This is a genomic window from Klebsiella planticola (assembly GCF_000783935.2).
GTDB lineage: Bacteria > Pseudomonadota > Gammaproteobacteria > Enterobacterales > Enterobacteriaceae > Klebsiella > Klebsiella planticola.
The window spans coordinates 4843575-4863936 of the sequence record NZ_CP026047.1 but is presented as its reverse complement, the minus strand read 5'-3'; the positions used below and the strand labels follow the sequence as shown (position 1 = coordinate 4863936).

Genomic DNA, 20362 nt, shown 5'->3' with positions numbered 1-20362 from the left:
TAATCTGGCAATAAAATGCCAGATTTTGATTAAGACGGAGAATTTTCCACCGTCAGCTCGCTCCCGAGAGTCAAACGATCCGCGACCCAGCCGTGCTGACCTAACGCGCTGTCATCCAGCGGCCGGGGCAGCCGGATGCGTAGCTGTCCGATGACCCGCCCCTGAATCTGCTCGCAGTTGCCGTACAGCAGGCGTGCGCCATCGCCGAGCAAAGCGGCGATGCGGTGTAAATCCGGCTCGCCGCCGCTGCTGCCGTCGAAGTGCAGGGTCACCAGCTGCGAGCCGGCCACCGACGACAGGTTTTCGCCGGGGCGATCGTGATGCAGCGTACTGGTCATGCTACGCGTCACCTCGTGCTGCGGGTTGCCAAACACCCGCCACACCTCGCCCTGTTCGATGATATGCCCGCGCTCCAGCACCGCCACCCGATCGCAGAGCGTGCGGATGACCTCCATTTCATGAGTAATGAGGATAATCGTCAGACCAAGGCGCTGGTTAATCTCTTTCAACAGCTTAAGCACAGAGAGGGTGTTTTCCGGATCCAGCGCCGAGGTTGCCTCGTCGCAAAGCAGAATTTCCGGCTGGGTTACCAGCGCGCGGGCGATCCCGGTACGCTGCTTTTGCCCGCCGGAGAGTTTTGCCGGCCAGCTATCGCGCAGGGCGCTGAGGCCGACCAGTTCCAGCATCTCATCGACCCGGCGCTGCCTTTCAGCCCGCGGGACGCCGGCCATCTTAAGCGGCAGTTCGACGTTTTGCGCCACCGTTTTGGTCGACATCAGGTTGAAGTGTTGAAAGATCATCGCCACCCGGCGGCGCAGGTCGCGCATCTGGCTGCGTGAATAGCGCAACGTCTGTTCGCCGTGAATGGTGATTTCGCCGCTGTCGGCGTTTTCCAGCCGATTAAACAGACGCAACAGCGTCGATTTCCCGGCGCCGCTGCGGCCGATAATGCCGAAAATCTCGCCCTGATAGAGCGTCAGGTTAATATTCTGCAGCGCCTGAACGCCGTTAGGGTAGGCTTTGCTTATTCCGCTTAACTGTATATGCGGTACGGCACGAGGATCGTGAGTCACGGTAGTTTGCTCCGTCAGCCTTGAAAAACCGGCAGCATCAGCGCTGCCGGATACGGTCCGGCGATCAGAAGCCCGGGACGATTTTGCCTTTGTAGCGGGTGAGGATAAAATTGCGCACCGCGTCGGAGTGCAGCGCTTTCGCCAGCTTCTGGATCCCCGGATCGTTGAGGTTATCGGGGCGGGCCACCAGATACTCGACGTACAGATCGCTGCCTTTTTCTACCAGCAGGGCTTTATCGGTATCGATCCCCGCTTCCAGCGCATAGTTGGCGAATATAAACGCCAGATCGACCTGATTCACCGCCCGCGCCAGCATGGCGCCTTCCAGCTCGCGAATTTTAAAATGGTGCGGGTTGGCGACGATATCCCGGGTCGCCGACTGCGGATCCTTCGGGTTTTTCAGGGTCAGCAGGCCGGCATCGCTTAACATGACCAGCGCTCGCCCGGTGTTGACCGGGTCATTCGGCACCGCGATGGTGGCGCCATCCGGGAGCGCTTTGATGTCGTGATATTTGCTGGAGTAGGCGCCAAACGGTTCAATATGGACGCCTGCCACCGGGACCAGATCGGTATGTCGCGTCTGGTTGTAGTTATCGAGGAACGGACGGTACTGATAGTAGTTGGCGTCGAGGTTTTTCTCCGCCAGCTGTTGGTTAGGCTGAATAAAGTCGTTAAAGACTTTGATTTTCAAATCTACGCCCTGTCTGGCCAGCTCCGGCTTGACGAACTCAAGGATTTCCGCGTGCGGTACCGGCGTGGCGCCGACGGTCAGCGTTTCGTTGGCGGCGACAGAGGCGGAGAAGAGGGCCAGCAGCCCGGCGGCGATAAGGGTTTTGTGCACTATTTTGTTCATGGTTTTTTCCTGGGAAAGTCGCGTGTCTTTGTTATTTACGGCTCATGTACCGCACAAGGCGGTCGCCGCTCATCTGTAAAACCTGCACCAGGGCAATCAGCAGCAGGACGGTGACCACCATCACGTCGGTCTGAAAGCGCTGGTAGCCAAAACGAATCGCCAGATCCCCGAGCCCGCCGCCGCCGATAACCCCGGCCATAGAGGTGTAATCCACCAGCAAAATCGCGGTGACGGTGACGGCGGCAACCAGCCCGGCGCGGGATTCGGGCAACAGGGTGTGCCAGATCAGCTGTGCGGTATTGCCGCCCATTGACCAGCTGGCCTCCACCAGACCGTGATCCACCTCGCGCAGGGCGCTTTCCACCAGCCGGGCAAAGAAAGGCGCGCAGCCCGCCACCAGCGGCGGAATGGTGCCCTGTACGCCCAGGGAGGTGCCGGTAATTAAGGTGGTGACCGGGATCATGACGATCAGCAAAATAATGAACGGCAGCGAACGCAGGACGTTGACGCAAAACGACAGCAGGCGATACAGCCGCGGGGCGTGCAGCAGCTGCGGCTGGCCGGTGAGGTAGAGGACAATCCCTAACGGCAGACCGAGCAGTACGGTAAAGCCCAGCGACCAGCCCAGCATGATTAACGTGTCGATGCCTGACTGGAGCACATCGCTCCAGTCGATATCGGCAAAAAACTCCAGCACGGGGGCCACCTTAGTTCCAGTCGTGACGCTGCGGGCGAATGCCGTTTAATACCCAGTTGCCGAGCAGCTGATATTTCCAGCGTACCGGGTCGTGCAGGGTGTGAACGCGCGCATTGCGCCAGTGGCGATCGAAGTTGTGACGGTTGCCGGTCGCCCGGGTACCGCTGAGTTCAAACAGGCGGCTGGCGGCGTCAAGGGCAACCTCGGTGGTGAACACTTTGGCGCGGGCAACGGCGATGGAAGCCTGCGCCACATGCTCCTCGCTGAGATCCTGTTTAAAGCGGTCGAGAACCTTGCCCGCCTGCTCCAGCAGCGCCTCAGCGGCGGCCAGTCGGCTATCAATCTGCCCGATATGGTAGATGGTGAGCGGATCGTCGCTGGCCCGTTCGACGCCGGCATCAATCCACGGTCGGGCGAACTGGCGAACGAAGCTGACGGTGTCGTTGAGGGCTGCGCGGGCGATCCCGGCATCAATCGCGGCGGTGGTGAGCTGCGCGAAGGGGCCGGCGAGCGTCGGCGAGGCATAAGATTTCCACGTCGGGAAAAGATGCAACGGCGCGACCGCCAGATTCTCCGCCAGGACCGTGCCGCTGGCGGTATTTCGCTGCCCAAGGCAGTCCCAGTCATCGAGCACCGTCAAGCCAGCGCTGTCGCGCGGCACGAAGGCCAGCTGCGCGCGATCGTCGGCGTCCAGCGCCAGAATGCCTATCCAGTGGGCGTAGAGCGAGCCGGTGCAATAGCCCTTCCGTCCGTTGATGTACAGCGCTTCACCACGGGTCTCCAGGCGGGTGCGGATATCGAGCACCGTTTTGCCGCCGGTCTCGGAAAGCGCGTTGGCAAAACGATGCCCCTGTAATACCAGGCCAAAAAAGAAGGCCTGTTGCTCTGCGCTGCCCTGCAGGCGGATGTCCTCGAGCAGGCAGTAATGGTTTTGCGGAATTTGTCCGAGCGACGGATCGGCGGCGGAGATGATGGCAATCACTTGAGCCAGGGTGGCGGCGGAGACCTCGGCGCCGCCCCATTGGCGCGGCACCGTGATGCCCCACAGGCCGCTGTTGGAGAAGGTATCGACAATCTCTGGCGCTACCGTGCCGCTACGGTCGCGTTCTGCGGCTCCGGGCTGTAGCAGCAGGGCGACCTCGTGGGCAATGGCGATGGCTTCTTCATCGCTGCTGATGACATGGGCATCCGGCGAATGGCGGGTATAGCTGACGGGTGATTGGCTTTCTGACATACGGTTTTCTCGTGGTTAACTAAATGGCTATATGCAAAAAATAGATAACTAAATAACCTATAATTCCAATGTGTTATATGGAAATAGCAAAGGCTGTGCCAGTTCGCGGAGAATTTTTAGATATTTAAAATCAATGAATTACGTTTTTATCTGCCGGGCAGGTTGCTGCAAATGCAGCACCGGTGATAGCAGGCTGCTGCATTTCCGACAGCCTGCGTCGGGGAAACTTGCTGAAACAAGCGTTATGTAGTCTGATATATATCGAAAATGATAATCAGAGGATCGGCAATGTATCTGTTTATGTTTTACGTCGGTGGCAATGCGGGTAAATCGAATATTGAAGTTCATGACATTCAGTTTGTGGTGGCGCGAACCCCGGAGGAGGCGTGGCCTGCGCTGCGCGAGGCCTGGTTTGGCGATGCGGATAAAATCCATATTGACGGCTATAGCAGGATCAACTGGGCCGATGGTTATGAGGTGACTCTGGCCAGAACGCCTGCTCACGGCGGGGTGAAGCTGTTCTTTGTTAACGCCGGCGGCTATCGCTCCGACACCCTGGCGGAACTGCATGAATTCGGTCTGTTTGCGGCGAGTGACGCGCGGGAGGCGAAGGAGAAAGCGCTGAAGACGCTGCTGCGCGGCGCCTGGCAGCAGCATAAGGACAATCTGCAGGCCGTCGATGACTGTCTGCTGCTGGACAAGGTGGGCGACTGGTATCTCCACCTGACGCCCAACGCTGCGGGCGAGGCGGCCAGGCCCGAGTGGCAAGGCTATCAACCGATTGGGATTTGAAGCCCTGCCAGCGCGGGGAGCATCCTCGCGCATTACCCGTCAGATTTTGGCCTGATTGACTCGTGCTGAGAGGGCCTGATGGCTCTCTTTGCGTTCGCTGTATCTCCCGGCGAGCAGCGCGGTATGGCCTTTCAGCAGCTGGGTTATCTTGAACAGCTCTTCGCTGACGTCGACGATTCTGTCGTACCACGGCGAGGGCTTCATGCGACCCTGTTCATCAAATTCCTGCCAGGCCTTGGGGACAGACGATTGATTCGGGATAGTAAACATCCGCATCCAGCGCCCGAGGATCCGCATCTGATTGACGGCGTTGAATGACTGGGAACCGCCGCACACCTGCATCACCGCCAGCGTTTTACCCTGAGAAGGGCGGACAGCACCTTCGCTCAGGGGGATCCAGTCAATCTGGGCTTTCATCACCGCACTCATCGCGCCATGTCGCTCCGGTGAACTCCAGATCATCCCGTCGCACCAGCGCACCCGTTCACGCAGCTCAACCACTTTAGGGTGCGATTCCGGCGCATCATCGGGCAGCGGCAGCCCGGAAGGATTGAAGGTCTGGACGCTGGCGCCCATGGCCGTCAGCAGTCGTCCGGCTTCTTCCGCGGCGAAGCGGCTGAAAGAGCGCTCGCGCAGCGAGCCGTAGAGAATGAGGATTCGCGGTGGCGCCCGATCCGGGAGCTTGTTGGCAAGTTCAAAATCAAAAAATTCACCTTGCAGGGCAGGGAAATCAGCCATGGGGGAACACCTTTTTTTTGAGGGGGGTTATTTCAAAATAAACATATATGAATTAGCATATATGTAAATGACGCGCTAAGGAATCAAAAATGCCGCATCCGCTAGAGGTTTTTAAAATATTGTCTGACGCCACGCGCCTGACGATTGTGATGTTGCTCAGGGAGCAAGGTGAGCTGTGCGTCTGCGATATTTGCGCGGTGACAGCGGAATCTCAGCCCAAAATATCCCGTCACATGGCGATTCTACGCGAGGGCGGGCTGGTTCTTGACCGTCGGGAAGGGAAATGGGTGCACTACCGTTTGTCGCCGCATATGCCGGCCTGGGCGGCAGAGATCATCGACAGCGCATGGCGATGCCTGCGCGATGAGGTGCGTGCCCGGGTGGCTGACGCTTCGCCGTCTTCCTGCTGATGGCGGCTTAATATATCTGTTATTGCATATTTGATGGGGTGAGGAATGCTGCTCGCAGGGACCATTTTTTTCTTAACGCTGCTGCTGGTTATCTGGCAGCCGAAGGGACTCAGTATCGGCTGGAGCGCGAGCCTTGGGGCGGCGCTGGCGCTGGCGTTCGGCGTTATTCATCTGAGCGATATTCCGGTGGTCTGGAATATTGTCTGGAACGCCACGGCAGCGTTTATTGCGGTGATCGTTATCAGTCTGCTGCTGGACGAGTCGGGCTTTTTCTCCTGGGCGGCACTGCACGTTGCCCGCTGGGGAAACGGGCGCGGGCGGCGACTGTTTAGCTGGATAATTCTGCTGGGCGCCGTGGTGGCCGCGCTGTTTGCTAACGATGGCGCAGCGCTGATTCTGACCCCCATTGTTATCGCGATGCTGTCGGCGCTGGGTTTCAGCCAGCGCGCGACGCTGGCTTTTGTGATGGCTGCCGGCTTTGTTGCCGATACCGCCAGCCTGCCGCTGGTGGTATCGAATCTGGTCAATATTGTTTCGGCCGACTTTTTCGATCTTGGCTTCAGCGCCTATGCGGCGGTTATGGTGCCGGTCGATATCGCGGCGATCCTGGCGACCCTGGCGATGCTGCATCTGGTCTTTCGCCGCGATATTCCACCGGTCTACGATCTGGCCCTGTTGCCCGAACCGGCCAGCGCGATTAAAGATCGCCCGACGTTCCTGACCGGCTGGGTGGTGCTGGTGGCGCTGCTGGCCGGCTTTTTCATTCTGGAACCGCTGGGGATCCCGGTCAGCGCTATTGCCGCTAGCGGAGCGGCGGTGCTGCTGACGGTGGCGAAAAAGGGGCGAGTCATTAATACGGGCAAGGTGCTGCGCGGGGCGCCGTGGCAAATTGTCGTCTTTTCGCTGGGGATGTATCTGGTTGTTTACGGTCTGCGCAATGCCGGGTTAACCGATGCGCTCTCCGCCGTGCTGAATGTGCTGGCGGATAACGGGCTGTGGGTGGCAACGCTCGGTACCGGAGTGCTGACGGCGGTACTCTCGTCGCTCATGAATAATATGCCGACGGTGCTGGTCGGGGCGTTATCCATTGATGGCAGCACGGCAACGGGAGTGATTAAAGAGGCGATGATCTACGCCAACGTCATTGGCTGCGATCTGGGGCCAAAAATCACGCCAATCGGCAGCCTTGCGACGCTGCTCTGGCTGCATGTTCTGGCGCAAAAGAACAGAGCCATCTCCTGGGGCTACTATTTCCGTACCGGGATCATCATGACCCTACCGGTACTGCTGGTGACGCTGGCCGCACTTGCTTTGCGTCTCTCTTTTTCTCTGTCGTGAGAACCTGATATGAGCAACACCATCATTTATCACAACCCGGATTGCGGCACGTCGCGCAATACGCTGGCCATGATCCGCAACAGCGGTATGGAGCCGACGATTATCTACTATCTCGATACGCCGCCGTCGCGGGAAGAGTTAGTGGGTCTGATTACGGCGATGGGGATAACGGTGCGCGCGCTGCTGCGCAAAAACGTCGAACCCTACGCGCAGCTGGGGCTTGATGATGAAACCCTGAGCGACGAACGACTGATCGAGAGTATGTTGCAGCACCCGATCCTGATTAACCGGCCCATTGTGGTCACCCCGTTAGGCACACGCCTTTGTCGTCCGTCGGAAGTGGTGCTGGAGATCCTGACCCAGGCGCAGGAACAGCCGTTTCGCAAGGAGGATGGGGAATGGGTCGCGGCGGCTTCAGACCAGCGGCTGCCATAAGGCATCCGGCTCGGTAAACCCGGCTTCAACCTGTGCGAAAAAGCGGCTGGCGTGCAGCCCATCCACAAAAGCATGGTTGAATTTACCCGCCACCGGAATGACGCCGTTTTTCAGTTTGCCCCAGGTGAGCGCGGGGACCGCCGCACCCGTATAATACTCGGCCTGGGTGATGGCGCTAAAATGGAGCCACGGTAGACAGCTGGCGCAGAAAAAGTGCTCGCCCTCGACAATCAGCGGCGCCGGATCCGTGGTTTTTGCCGCCTCAATATTCGGCGTCGCCGCCCGGCTAAAGGCGGTAAAGTCGGCGGCATTGTCGCACCATACCTGACGAAACCCCTCCCGGGCGGTCATGACCGGCGTCATCACCGCAATATCATCATATTCAATAATATCGTCGCCTTGCATCCGCTGCTTGAGCTGAGGGACCGCGTTGGCTGCCCGCAGCAGCGCGTAGAGCGCCAGCTGGAAAAAGGAGACCTGGCGATCCTTCGCGCACTCATACAGGCGCTGCGCTTCTACCGGCACACAGAGGTTAAAGCTGGGGTTGGCAAAGGTGCGATAAAACTCGAAATGATCTCGACGATGCCAGCTCTCTTTATCGATAACATGGTAGGTAGACACGGTGCGTTCCTGCTCAGAATGGGTTGCAGAGCTGACTATGCAACGATTTCAATCAGATTGCCATCCGGGTCTTTGATCACCGCTTCGTAATAGCCGTCGCCGGTCGTGCGCGGCGGGGAGACTAAAATCCCCTGGGCTTCCGCCCGCCTGGCCAGCGCATCGACCTGCTGCGCGCCGCCGACAGAGATAGCCAGATGAACCCAGCCGGCGTGATTATTGTCCGCCGTGACCGCCTGTAGCCCCGGTTTGCTCATCAGTTCAATGGCAATATCTTCGCCGATTTTCACAAAATAAGACTCAAAGCCGGGGTTGGTCCGGCTGCAATATTTTTCGTTAATCTGGCCGTTGAAGAAACCGGTCCAGAAACGAGCCTGTTGTTCAAGCTGACGAGTCCAGAGAGCGACATGGGCAATTTTCATTTTTTACCTCTTTGCAGGGTAGGTTGACAGAACCGGGCGGATGCATGATCATGCTCTTTAGTGCTCGGTTAAGATAAATTCAGGAGTTAATGTGCTCGATTATGCAGCTTTCCCTCAACAACGACAAGTGCTGATTTGTCAGATCCTCCAGGAAAACGGTCGGGTGGTCTGTAGCGAACTGGCCAGCCGCTTAAACGTCTCTGAGCATACAATTCGCCGGGATCTGCATGAACTTAGCAAGGACGGGGTCTGTAAAAAGGTGTACGGCGGCGCGGTAATGAACCTGCCGGAAGCCGGGGATTACAGCGAGCGGAAAGACAAAAATGCAGCAACAAAAATCAGAATCGCGCAGAAATGCGCAAGACTGGTCAAGCCCGGCGGTTGCATTTTTATCGATACCGGTACCACCAATCTGGCGATGGCCGAGGCGCTGCCTGCCGAGCTGGCGTTAACGGTGGTGACCAATTCGCCGGAGATAGCCGCAGAGCTGCTCAAAAAGCCGTTGTATGACGTGGTGATGCTTGGCGGGCAGGTTCAGCGAGCCTCGGGCGGCTGCGTTGGCGCTTCGGCGGTGGCTCAGCTGCAGGGAGTGCTGTTTGATCAGGGGTTTATCGGCGGCTGCGCGATGGCACCGGAATCCGGTCTGACCGGATTTGACTATGCCGATTGCGAATTTAAAAAAGCGGTGATTAAACAGTGCAGTGAAATTATCGTCGGGCTGACTTCGGATAAGATTCCGGCGGTGGCCCGTTTCGTCGTCGCGCACAGCAGCGACATCGATGTGCTGGTGGTGGAGGAGAACGTCAGTCGCGAGTATAGCGACACATTCCGCGAGCACGATATCCGTATTTATACCGTCTGACCCGCGCTAAACGCCGCCGCATCGGCGCCAGACCGGTCTGTTGAGCCGCGGCATCCTGGCGACGGCTGGCAATTATTAATTTGATAAAATACGTCTTCTCACTTTGATAAAATCAGCGGCGTTCGGGCGGTGACACCCTCGCCGAATCGCCCGTTGCGCTGATTTTTCCCCGTCGATGCCGCTTTTTGCGTTCCCAGTCACAAATAATAACCTGCACCACATCCCGGCCAACTTATGGCACAGATATTGGATTTGTTGTCCCGGACGGGCTTTTCCCGTGGGCGAACTGATACTGCATGCAATGGCTAAGTCTGGTTTGCCATCAACGGACAATAATAAGGGGAATGTTATGTGCGCTTTACGTTCAGCGTCGCCGGGACGAGTGGATGGCCTGGCGAAAGTCAAAGGAACGGCCATTTATGGTGATGATATCACCCTGCCAGGTATGCTATTTGGTGTCTGCCGCTATGCGGATATCCCGGCGGGCAAAATTGAACACCTTGATTTGAGCGATGCGCTGGCGGTCGACGGGGTGGTGAAAATTGCCACCTGGCAGGATATTCCTGGTACGCCTGTGGTGGGGGTTATCGTGCAAGATTACCTGCCGATCGTCAAAGATGAGGTGGTCTTTCACGGCGATGTGATTGCCGTGATCGCGGCGACCACCTATGAGGCCGCCTGCGAAGCCGCTGACAAAATACACGTCCGCTATACGCCCTATGTGCCGCTCACCGATGTTGAGCAGGCGCTGGCACCCGATGCCCGGTTGATCCATCCGCAACGCAGCGACAATATTGCCGCGCATCATCATACGATTAAAGGCGATATCAGTAAGGGGTTCGCCGAGGCTCGCTATGTGCTGGAGCGCGAGTATGAAGTTGGCTTTCAGGAGCATGCGTATATCGAACCAGAAGTGGTGCTCAGCTGGCTGGATCCCACCGACGGCAGCCTGATTATTTCCGGTTCGATTCAGAATCCGCATCGTGTTCGCGGATTCGTGGCCAAATTTATGGGCTGGCCGCAGAGCTTAATTAATATTAAGCGGGCGGTGATGGGGGGATCGTTTGGCGGTAAAGACGATGTGATCGACCATCTGGCCTGCCGCTCGGCCTTACTTACCCACTTAACCGGACGCCCGGTGAAATTCGCCTATACCCGCGAACAGTCGATTATCGAGAGCTGCAAACGTCACCCCTATAAAATGAAGTATAAAGTGGGGCTGGATGAGGTCGGGCATATTGTCGCGATGAAGATCGATATTCTGGCGGACAGCGGCGGCTATGCTGCTTCTTCGCCCTTCGTGACCTGGCGATCTTCGGTGCAGGCCGCGGGTCCTTATCGCATTCCTAATGTCCATATTGATGTCAAAGCGGTCTATACCAACAACAGCTATACCTCGGCGATGCGTGGTTTTGGCTCGCCGCAGGTCGTCTACGCGCATGAATCATTGATGGATGAGATTGCGGAATATCTGGATATTCCCCCGCTGAAGCTGCGCGAAAAAAACGCGCTACGACAGGGCGATACTTCGATTACCGGCCAGCTGTTCGACAACCACACCGTTTCGGCAATTGAAGTGTTGAATAAGGCCAGCGAGTCGGCAGAATTTATGGCGAAGCGCCAGCATTATCATGTGTTGAATCAGCAGGGAGGCGTGTGGCGCTACGGTATTGGCCTGGCGCTGAGCTATCGCGGCTGTTCTATCGGTGCGGAAGGGGTGGATACCTCAACGGCGCTGATTCAGGTCAACGAAGACGGCAGCGTTAACCTGTCGACATCAGTATCAGAAAATGGTCAGGGGTTACAGACCACCATGTCGCTCATTGCCGCCGAAGCGTTTGGTATTGGGCTTGAAGAGATTCATTTTAGCGAGCCGCCAACGTCGGTCATTGGTGATGGCGGATCCACGGCGGCCACGCGCGGAACGATGGTGGGCGGCGGGGCGATTCTTGATGCGGCAGAGAAGATCAAACGACGCATTCTCAGCGTCGTCGGCGACACTATTGGCGCATGCGAGCTTGCCGATACCCTCTGGTCAGGCGGGTTGATAATCAACCGCCATGACCCCAGCCGGCGTATTGATTTTAAACGCGCCGTCAATAAAACCAAATGGGCCAGCGTTAGTCTCACCGAGTATGGCTGGTTCGTCCCTCCGCCGATTCACTGGGATGAAGAAAAAGGCTGCGGCAGTCCGTACTTTACCTGGGTGTACGGCTGTCAGGTGGCTGAAGTTCGGGTGAACACCAGTACAGGGAAAACTGAACTCCTGCATGTGACCGCCGCGCACGATGTTGGGCGGATACTCAATCCGGTGGGGTTTGAAGGCCAGGTTTGCGGCGGCGTAGCCCAGGGATTTGGCTATGCGCTGCTGGAAGATTTCAATATTGAGCACGGCCAGGTGAAGTCAGAAAACTTTGACAGCTACCTTCTGCCGACCATTAAAGATATCCCACGAATCACGGTTATCGGCGTAGAAAACCCCGATCTTGCCGGGCCGTATGGGGCGAAAGGCATCGGCGAGCCGGCCACTGAACTGGCCGCGGCAGCTATCAATAATGCGGTCAGCTTCGCGCTCGGGAGGCGCTTTAATAAGTTGCCGCTGACCCTTGAGCAGGTGATCCTCGGCTTCAATCTGAAAAAGCCAGCCCGGCAGAGCGAGCTGATGATCGAGGCGGAAAATAAAAAGCAGGTGCTGCGGCTGACCGACGTGACGGTAACCCGTCCGCAGAATCTGGAACAGGCGCTCACGTTGCTGGCTCAGGAAGGCGTGAGCGCAATAGCGGGAGGGACGGACGTCATTGTGCAAGGGCGCATGCAAACCCGGGCAATGAAGCTGGTGGATATTTCCCGTCTTCAGGAGCTGACCGGGATAACAGAAGATCCCCATAGTCATGAGATAGTCCTTGGCGCGGCGCTGACCTTTAACCGCATCACCGAGCATCCGCTACTGCGTGAGCGTTATCCGCTACTGGTTCAGGCCTGTCACACCGTAGGCTCACATCAGATTCGTAACCGCGCCACCATTGGCGGCAATATCGTTAACGCCGCGCCCTGTGGCGACTCTATTCCACCGGCGATCCTCTACGATGCCAGTATTGTGCTGCATTCCCTGCGCGGCACGCGGCGGATGTCGTTGGGTGAGTTTCTGCTTTCTGGCTATAAAACCCAGCGCCAGCCGGACGAGCTGCTGACTCAGGTGATCCTGCCGCCGCCGGCCAGACCGCAGGCCAGAGGTTTCTATCATCAGCTGGGGCGACGTAATGCGCTGAATATTACCCGGCAAAGCCTGAGTGCGCTGCTGTCTCTGGATGCCAACGGGTGCGTCGACTACTGCCGGCTGGTGGATGGCGCTCTGTTTAGCAAACCGCAGCGCCTGCCTGATGTCGAGCGTTGCCTGATTGGCCAGCGGTTGGAGCATGAATCGATCGACCGCGCTTGTGCGGTTCTGGAAAAGCTGATCGATGCCGCCATCGGCAAACGCTGGTCCGCTGCCTATAAGCAGCCTGTCTTTATCAGTATGTTCCGCGACATGATGGCACAGGCGAAGCACGAATTTGATCAATAATCATAAATTAACGGAGCGTGATAGCGCTCCGCACAGGATAGCGCAATGAGCACAATCAAAGTGAAGGTCAATGGCAAGCTGGTGGAAGCGAAAGTGGAAGGGCACATGCGGTTGTTGGATCTGGTGCGGGACACTTTGCACCTGAGTGCCACGAAAGAGGGCTGTTCCATCGGGGAGTGCGGCGCCTGTACGGTATTGATGGATGGCAATGCCGTCTGTTCATGTCTGGTTCTGGCCGAACAGTGCGATGAGGCGGAAATCACCACCCTTGAAGGGTTGAACGATAACCCGCTGACGCAAAAACTGCAGCGGGCATTTGTCGAGCATGGCGGTGTGCAGTGCGGTTTTTGTACTCCTGGCGTACTGGTGAGTACCACGGCGCTGCTGACTAAAGCGCCGCAGCCGACGGATGAACAGTTGAAAGATGTGCTGGAGGGGAATATCTGTCGCTGTACCGGCTATCAACCGATTCTTGATTCTATTCACCATGCTTTAAAGTCATAGACCTTACAACCCGGGCTAAGGTGTAAACACCTGGCCCGGGTTTCTGTCTTTTCCGTCTCTCTGATTTAACCGTTCCTGACGACTCTGGCGATCGGCCGGATCTTTCTGCGATAAACGTCGCGCAACCGGGGAGCAGGGTTAACCCATTGCGCTTTCGCGCAGACGGGCTTTCAGCCTGGTGTACTCATCAATCACATACTGCTCGGCGGCGCGCTGGTCGGCGATGCGCTCAACGTTCACGGCACAGTACTTGTACTCCGGCGTTTTGGTTATCGGGCTTAAGTTCTCCGCGACCAGCTCGTTACAGGCGCCAATCCACCACTGATAGGTCATATAGACCGCCCCTTTATTCGGACGATCGCTGACCTGCGCGCGGGTGATAATGCGGCCTTTCCGCGACTTCACCCACACCAGCGCCTCATCCTCAATGCCCAGTCGCGCGGCATCGGCGGTATTGATTTGCGCATAGCCCGGTTCATCCGCCAGCGCGGCCAGCGCCGCGCAGTTGCCGGTCATCGAGCGGCACGAATAGTGGCCTACTTCCCGCACGGTGGAGAGCACCATCGGATACTCGTCGGTGAGTTTATCGATCGGCGCAACCCAGTCGCAGGTGAAGAACTGCGCCAGGCCGTTCGGGGTAGCGAACTGCTCTTTAAACAGATAAGAGGTCCCCTGGTCGGCGTCGGACTCATCGCGGCACGGCCACATGACGTAGCCCAGCTCGCCCATTTTCTCGTAGGTGGCGCCGTAAAAATTCGGGCACAGATGCCGCAACTCGTCCCAGATCTCCTGGGTGTTGTTGTAGTGCATCGGATAGCCCATCCGGGTGGCGATTTCGCTGATGATCTGCCAGTCGGTTTTCAGGTCCCACTTCGGCTCCACCGCTTTAAAGAAGCGCTGGAAGCCGCGGTCCGCTGCGGTATAGACGCCTTCGTGCTCGCCCCACGAGGTGGACGGCAGGATAACGTCGGCCGCCGCAGCGGTTTTGGTCATGAAAATATCCTGGACAATCACCAGCTCCAGCTCTTCAAACGCTTTACGCACCGCAGAGAGCTCGGCGTCGGTCTGCAGCGGATCTTCGCCCATAATGTACGCCGCCCGCACTTCACCGTGCGCCGCGCGGTGCGGCAGCTCGCTGATGCGATAGCCGGTATGCTCCGGCAGGCTCTCTACGCCCCAGGCCCGGGCGAACTTCTCGCGGTGCTCCGGAAACTTCACGTATTGATAGCCCGGATAGGTGTCCGGCAGCGCCCCCATATCGCAGGCGCCCTGCACGTTGTTCTGGCCGCGCACCGGGTTGACGCCGACGCTCGGCTTGCCGAGGTTACCGGTGAGGATCGCCAGGCTGGTCAGCGAGCGCACGGTCTCCACGCCCTGATAGAACTGGGTCACGCCCATGCCCCACAGGATGGCGGCGGATTTCGCGCCGGCGTACATCCGGGCACAGGCGCGGATCTCCTGCGCGCTGACGCCGGTGATGGTTTCCACCGACTCCGGCGTATAGCCTTCGACGATTTTGCGATACTCGTCGAAGCCCTCGGAACGGCTGGCGACGAAGGATTTATCGTAGAGATCTTCTGCGATAATCACCTGCCCGATGGCGTTGAGCAGCGCGATGTTCGAACCGTTCTTCAGCGCAATGTGCATATCGGCGATACGCGCGGTTTCGATTTTACGCGGATCGCAGACGATAATTTTCGCCCCATTGCGTTTGGCGTTGATCACGTGATTCGCCACAATAGGGTGTGAATCTGCCGGGTTGTACCCGAAGATAAACACGAGATCGGTGTTATCAATCTCTGTGATGGCATTACTCATGGCGCCATTACCGACCGACTGGTGCAGACCTGCAACCGAAGGGCCGTGTCAGACGCGAGCGCAGCAGTCGACGTTATTGGTACCAATAACGGCGCGCGCGAACTTTTGCATCACATAGTTGGTTTCGTTCCCCGTCCCGCGGGAGGAGCCGGTGGTCTGAATGGCGTCCGGACCGTACTTCGCCTTAATGGCGCTGAGACGGGTCGCGACGTAGTCGAGCGCTTCCTGCCAGGAGACGGATTCCAGTTTGCCGCCACGCTGACGGCGGATCATAGGGGTTTTCAGGCGCGGGGTGAGGATCTGGGTATCGTTAATGAAATCCCAGCCATAATAGCCTTTCAGGCACAGGGTCCCCTGGTTATTTTTGCCCATTGCCGCTTCGGCATGCAGGATTTTTTCCTCCTCAACGACCAGCCTGAGCTTACAGCCAGCTGCGCAATACGGGCATACGGTAATCACCTTTTTCATTATGATAATTTTCCTCGTCAGAACGAAGCGGAGACAGCGCGATTAAAAGAGCAACCAAAAGTCGAAGCGGCTATGGATACTCAAATTAATGGCATATTGCACCGCTGGCTGGCTCAGCAAACAGAGAACCGCGGTGGCGAAAACCAGGCGTAATAACATGATGAGTTCTCCTGAGTTCGCGGAATTAATGCTCCCGGTTACGGGATGACGGCGTCAGAGCTATGCACTGACGCCGGAGTCTTTCTCGTTATTCATCGTGTTGCTGCTGTTTAACTTTGCGCATCAGTAACCACATGCGCATCGTACGTGGCTGGCGCTTAACCGCCGGGTTCTCGGGAATCAGCCCCGTGTGTTTGTTGTAACCGTTAAAGAACAGATTGAGGGTGACGGCGCTGAACGTGGCCAGCATGATCCCGCTATGCAGTAGCGGCTGCAGTACTGTCGGGAATTTTGAGAAAAAATCATGCGACAGCGTTGGCGTCAGACCCACGCCAAGGCTGATGGCGACGATATAAAGGTTGTAACGATTAGAGGAGTAGTTGATACGCGCCAGAATGCGAATTCCCGTCGCCAGTACCATACCGAACATGACCAGCCCTGCGCCGCCCAGCACAAACTGCGGGATGGAGGCGACCAGCACCGCCATTTTCGGCACCATCCCGAAGATTATCAGAATAGCGCCGGAAGCCACGCAGACCCAGCGGCTGTGAACGCCTGTGACGCTGACCAGCCCGACGTTTTGCGAAAAAGAGGTATGGGGAAAACTGTTGAAAACGCCGCCAAACACCGTGCCGATACCGTCAACGCGCAAACCGCGAACGATATCCTGCGGCGTCAGCTTGCGGCCGACAATTTCACCCAGCGCCAGGAACATCCCCATCGACTCAATAAAAACGATGATGACCACGGCGGTCATAGTGATAATCGACACCGGATCGAAGACCGGCGTCCCTAACGCCATCGGCGTGACAATGGCGAACCATTTGGCGTCGTACAGGCCGTTGAGGTTAACTTCATTCATCATCATTGAAAGGCCAAAGCCAAAGACGATGCCTAACAGGACGGCGACATTAGACATAAAACCTTTGGCGAAACGCGTGACCAGCAGGATAAACAGCAGCACGGCGAAGGAGATGCACAGATAAACCGGATTACCATAGTCAGGATTGCCTTTGCCGCCAGCCGCCCAGTCGATCCCGACCTGCATAATGCTCAGACCGATAGAGGTGATCACCACGCCGGTGACCAGAGGGGGAAATAGTGGCATCAGCCGTCCGATGAGAGGGGCGAGCAGCGTGGTGATGATTCCGGCGCCGATCGTCGCACCGAAAATCCCCAACAGTCCGATATCGGGGTGTATACCAATGGCCAGCATCGGCGTAACGGCGGCAAAGGTCACTGACATAATGACCGGGAGACGAATCCCCATAAAGCGACCGATACCGATACATTGCAGTAGCGTCACGACGCCGCAGCAAAACAGATCGGAGCTGATCAGTAGCGCCACCGTATCCTTACTTAATCCTAACCGGTCCCCTATCATTAAAGGCACGGCGACGGCACCTGCATACATAACCAGAACGTGTTGCAAACCCAAAACGACCAGCTTCCCCGGCGACAAGACGCGATCCACCTCATCTGTTGAGTGGGGGCTGCCAGAGACCGATGGTGGCTGAGAATCAATGGCGCTCATAACTTTGTTCTCCTTATTATCCGACATTTTCCGCCAGTGCATCCTGGAAGGCGCGACTGGGGCGAAGGATGAGTCACGATGAAATACACCTGAGGGGAATATGCTTAGGGAGTGCCAGTTTTTTGAATTTGAGGCAGAAAGTTGTCGAAATGAGTCGACTGTCACAGAACGCGCGGTTTACGCCGCGACAGGTCAGGATTAAACAACGGACGAGGAACAGAAGGTTCTCATAATGATAGGAATGAAATCATTATGAATCGCCACATGATTCTGCGCGGCATCTCATTGGATGTCCCCGGTCGCCGCAGGGAAGGGCGTTTCTTTGAGGCGGTTCTCAAAAATGAACCTGCTACGCTGCAGAACGTAAAAAGCGCCTGATTATTGCATCGCGACCCTTGTCATTTTCATAATAATAAAAGGGACGCAAATGAATCGATTTATTGTTGCCGATGCTGCCAGCTGCATTGGCTGCCATGTCTGTGAGATAGCCTGCGTGACTGCGCATCATCAGGATGTCTGGCCGCAGCAGCGTCGTGATTTCCTTCCGCGCATCCACATTGTCTTCCACCGTAAAGAGAGTCGTGCCGCTACCTGTCATCACTGTAACGATGCGCCTTGCGTCACCTCATGTCCGACGCAGGCGCTCTATCTGGCGAATGACAGTATTCAGCTCAGACAGGCGCAGTGCATCGGCTGTAAAAACTGTGTGCTCGCCTGCCCGTTTGGCGCCATCGAAATGACCTCCGCGGCAGCGGATGCCCCGCAGCTGGCACAGAAGTGCGATTTGTGCAGCGAACATGCATCGGGTCAGCAGGCCTGCGTGGCAGCCTGCCCGACACAGGCGTTGAAGCTGATGGATGATGCCGGTATCAACCAGCTGCGCCGCGAACGACAGCTTCGTGCGGCCCAGGGGCTAGCGGTACAACCTCGTCAGAGGACGCGACGCGAAACGTTCCTCGAAAAATTACCGCGCGTCGGGGCGAAAAAAATCGCTGCCGAAACGCGAAAGACCCATTTTGGCGAAATTTACCACGGGCTTCAGGCCTGCGATGCGGAATACGAAAGCGAACGCTGCCTCTATTGCGCCCAGAAAGCATGGTGCAACTGGACCTGTCCGCTGCATAACCACATTCCGGACTTTATTCGCCTTGTCAACAAGGGCAATGTCATCGAAGCGGCGGAGCTGTGTCATCAAAGCAGCTCTTTGCCGGAAATTTGCGGCCGGGTTTGTCCGCAGGATCGTCTGTGCGAAGGGGCCTGTACACTGAAAAATGAAGGCGGCTCGATCACCATTGGCAACCTTGAGCGTTATATCACCGATAGCGCGCTGGCGATGGGATGGCGGCCGGGCGTGGGGAATGTCGTGCCGCGTAAAGAGCGGGTGGCGGTCATTGGCGCCGGTCCGGCGGGCCTGGGCTGCGCGGATATTCTGGCGCGTGCGGGGGTACAGGTGGCGGTGTTCGACAGACATCCTGAAATCGGCGGCTTACTCACGTTTGGTATACCGCCCTTCAAACTCGATAAAAGCATACTGCGGGTCAGAAGGGAGATCTTCAGTGAAATGGGGATAACTTTTCACCTCAATCATGAAGTGGGGCGCGATGTGGCGTTCAACGACCTGGTTGCAGACTATGACGCCGTTTTTCTTGGCGTGGGTACCTACGGCCTGATGGCGGCGGGCCTGGAGGGGGAAGACGCCGCGGGCGTGATTCAGGCGCTGCCGTTTTTGATTGCCAGCACCCGTGACGTGATGGGGCTTGAGGAGAGCCCGGAATATCCGATGACCGAGATTAAAGGTAAACGCGTGGTGGTGCTGGGGGGAGGTGATACGGCAATGGACTGCGTGCGTACGGCGATCCGTCGCGGCGCTGCCAGCGTAACCTGTGCCTACCGGCGTGATGAACTGAGCATGCCGGGTTCGAAAAAAGAGGTGGTGAACGCGCGTGAGGAAGGGGTGGAATTTCAGTTCAACGTTCAGCCGCAATCTATTCTGCGTAACCGCAAAGGTCAGGTCAGCGCGGTTGGGATGATCCGCACCGAAATGGGGGAACTTGGCGCGGACGGGCGTCGTCGCCCGCAGCCGATTGTCGGCTCAGAATTTGAGCTCCCGGCCGATGTGCTGGTCATGGCGTTTGGCTTCCAGGCGCATGATATGCCCTGGCTGCGCGGGCACGGGATTCAACTCGATCGCTGGGGGCAGATTCGTACCGGTGGTCCAGGTCGCGGCACGACGCAAACCGACAATGACAAAATTTTCGCCGGCGGGGATGCGGTACATGGCGCCGATTTGGTGGTTACAGCGATGGTGGCCGGGCGCCAGGCGGCTCACGAGATGCTGGCTTTGTTCAGGAACAAGGAGGGAGTATGACCAGCTTTATCGTCGCCAGTCCACAGGCCTGCATCGGCTGCCGGACCTGTGAAGTCGCCTGCGCCCTGTCGCACGTGGCTGAAGGGGCAGAATTTCATCCGCGCCTGAAGGTGATGCGTCTCGCACATCTCAGCGTACCGGTGATGTGTCATCAATGTGAAAACGCGCCCTGCGTGTCTGCCTGTCCGGTCGGCGCGTTAACGATGGGAACCGAGCGGGTTGAAGCCGATGCCGCACGTTGTATCGGCTGTCAGGGGTGCGTGGTGGCCTGTCCTTTTGGCGCAATAACGATTGTGGCCACGGCGGCGCATCCGCCGGTGGTGGTGAAATGCGATCTGTGCGTCGCGCGTGAACGGGGGCCCGCCTGCGTTGATGTTTGCCCGACGGCTGCGCTCAGCGTGATGAGCGCTGAGGCGCTGGCGGCGTTGCAAAAACAGCGTAAAGTCGCCACCGCCAGTCTGTTGACGCTGTAGA

The 20362-nt window shown here is 57.5% G+C and carries 18 protein-coding genes; 9 read left to right on the top strand and 9 right to left on the bottom strand.

Features of this window, described 5'->3' with window-relative positions; all coding sequences use genetic code 11:
- Positions 1-29: 29 nt before the first annotated feature.
- The 4 genes from MC50_RS23445 to MC50_RS23430 form a co-directional block, all read right to left on the bottom strand.
- Complete coding sequence (locus MC50_RS23445; protein WP_047665035.1) at positions 30-1073, bottom strand: methionine ABC transporter ATP-binding protein; 1044 nt, start codon at positions 1071-1073, stop codon at positions 30-32.
- A 64-nt stretch (positions 1074-1137) separates the two neighbouring features.
- Positions 1138-1914 carry a MetQ/NlpA family ABC transporter substrate-binding protein gene (locus MC50_RS23440; protein ID WP_047665648.1) on the bottom strand — a complete coding sequence of 259 codons (777 nt, stop codon included), beginning with the start codon at positions 1912-1914 and terminating at the stop codon, positions 1138-1140.
- Between the two features lie 43 nt (positions 1915-1957).
- A complete protein-coding gene (locus tag MC50_RS23435) occupies positions 1958-2602 on the bottom strand; it encodes a methionine ABC transporter permease (protein ID WP_406628504.1) in 645 nt (214 codons plus the stop codon).
- Between the two features lie 31 nt (positions 2603-2633).
- Complete coding sequence (locus MC50_RS23430; RefSeq protein ID WP_032687254.1) at positions 2634-3857, bottom strand: SfnB family sulfur acquisition oxidoreductase; 1224 nt, start codon at positions 3855-3857, stop codon at positions 2634-2636.
- A gap of 288 nt (positions 3858-4145) precedes the next feature.
- Here MC50_RS23430 and MC50_RS23425 point away from each other — a divergent pair, with 288 nt between their 5' ends.
- Positions 4146-4649 carry a DUF1543 domain-containing protein gene (locus MC50_RS23425; protein WP_032687256.1) on the top strand — a complete coding sequence of 168 codons (504 nt, stop codon included), beginning with the start codon at positions 4146-4148 and terminating at the stop codon, positions 4647-4649.
- A gap of 39 nt (positions 4650-4688) precedes the next feature.
- On the opposite strand, the gene arsH is transcribed toward MC50_RS23425, so the two are convergent.
- Positions 4689-5387: an arsenical resistance protein ArsH gene (gene arsH / locus MC50_RS23420; protein WP_032687258.1), complete on the bottom strand. Its 699-nt coding sequence runs from the start codon at positions 5385-5387 to the stop codon at positions 4689-4691.
- Between the two features lie 89 nt (positions 5388-5476).
- Here arsH and MC50_RS23415 point away from each other — a divergent pair, with 89 nt between their 5' ends.
- From MC50_RS23415 to arsC, 3 genes are read left to right on the top strand one after another with little or no spacing between them, the layout of a single operon-like run.
- On the top strand, positions 5477-5797 hold the full coding sequence (locus MC50_RS23415) for a metalloregulator ArsR/SmtB family transcription factor (protein ID WP_032697310.1): 321 nt from the start codon (positions 5477-5479) through the stop codon (positions 5795-5797).
- 45 nt (positions 5798-5842) lie between these two features.
- Positions 5843-7135 (top strand): arsenic transporter, encoded by a 1293-nt coding sequence (locus tag MC50_RS23410; protein WP_047665034.1) that lies wholly within the window; start codon positions 5843-5845, stop codon positions 7133-7135.
- Between the two features lie 9 nt (positions 7136-7144).
- Entirely contained in the window at positions 7145-7570 is a 426-nt protein-coding gene (gene arsC / locus MC50_RS23405; RefSeq protein ID WP_047665033.1) for a glutaredoxin-dependent arsenate reductase, read from the top strand.
- Here the strand turns inward: arsC and MC50_RS23400 are convergent.
- Together MC50_RS23400 and MC50_RS23395 are read right to left on the bottom strand one after the other, a co-directional pair.
- Positions 7550-8191: a CatA-like O-acetyltransferase, family 1 gene (locus MC50_RS23400; RefSeq protein ID WP_047665032.1), complete on the bottom strand. Its 642-nt coding sequence runs from the start codon at positions 8189-8191 to the stop codon at positions 7550-7552. The two genes, arsC and MC50_RS23400, sit on opposite strands and share 21 nt — an antisense overlap.
- A gap of 35 nt (positions 8192-8226) precedes the next feature.
- Complete coding sequence (locus MC50_RS23395; protein WP_032697308.1) at positions 8227-8610, bottom strand: VOC family protein; 384 nt, start codon at positions 8608-8610, stop codon at positions 8227-8229.
- 91 nt (positions 8611-8701) lie between these two features.
- Here MC50_RS23395 and MC50_RS23390 point away from each other — a divergent pair, with 91 nt between their 5' ends.
- The 3 genes from MC50_RS23390 to MC50_RS23380 all read left to right on the top strand — a co-directional run bounded on the left by MC50_RS23390 (position 8702) and on the right by MC50_RS23380 (position 13541).
- The gene (locus MC50_RS23390; RefSeq protein WP_047665031.1) at positions 8702-9472 is read left to right on the top strand and encodes a DeoR/GlpR family DNA-binding transcription regulator; all 771 of its coding nucleotides are present in this window, start codon (positions 8702-8704) and stop codon (positions 9470-9472) included.
- Between the two features lie 349 nt (positions 9473-9821).
- Positions 9822-13037, top strand: a complete 3216-nt coding sequence (locus MC50_RS23385) for a molybdopterin cofactor-binding domain-containing protein (RefSeq protein WP_032697306.1) — start codon at positions 9822-9824, stop codon at positions 13035-13037.
- A gap of 45 nt (positions 13038-13082) precedes the next feature.
- Positions 13083-13541 carry a (2Fe-2S)-binding protein gene (locus tag MC50_RS23380; RefSeq protein ID WP_032687266.1) on the top strand — a complete coding sequence of 153 codons (459 nt, stop codon included), beginning with the start codon at positions 13083-13085 and terminating at the stop codon, positions 13539-13541.
- 138 nt (positions 13542-13679) lie between these two features.
- Here the strand turns inward: MC50_RS23380 and fdhF are convergent, their stop codons facing one another.
- Positions 13680-15827, bottom strand: a complete 2148-nt coding sequence (gene fdhF, locus MC50_RS23375) for a formate dehydrogenase subunit alpha (RefSeq protein WP_080748458.1) — start codon at positions 15825-15827, stop codon at positions 13680-13682.
- Between the two features lie 247 nt (positions 15828-16074).
- Positions 16075-17520 (bottom strand): nucleobase:cation symporter-2 family protein, encoded by a 1446-nt coding sequence (locus MC50_RS23370; protein ID WP_046852343.1) that lies wholly within the window; start codon positions 17518-17520, stop codon positions 16075-16077.
- A gap of 427 nt (positions 17521-17947) precedes the next feature.
- Between MC50_RS23370 and ygfT the strand changes: the two genes are divergently transcribed.
- Positions 17948-19888, top strand: coding sequence for a formate-dependent uric acid utilization protein YgfT (gene ygfT, locus MC50_RS23365; protein WP_047665029.1), 1941 nt, complete (start codon positions 17948-17950; stop codon positions 19886-19888).
- Positions 19885-20361 carry a 4Fe-4S dicluster domain-containing protein gene (locus MC50_RS23360; RefSeq protein ID WP_032696009.1) on the top strand — a complete coding sequence of 159 codons (477 nt, stop codon included), beginning with the start codon at positions 19885-19887 and terminating at the stop codon, positions 20359-20361. Before ygfT ends, MC50_RS23360 begins: the two co-directional genes overlap by 4 nt.
- Position 20362 lies beyond the last annotated feature (1 nt).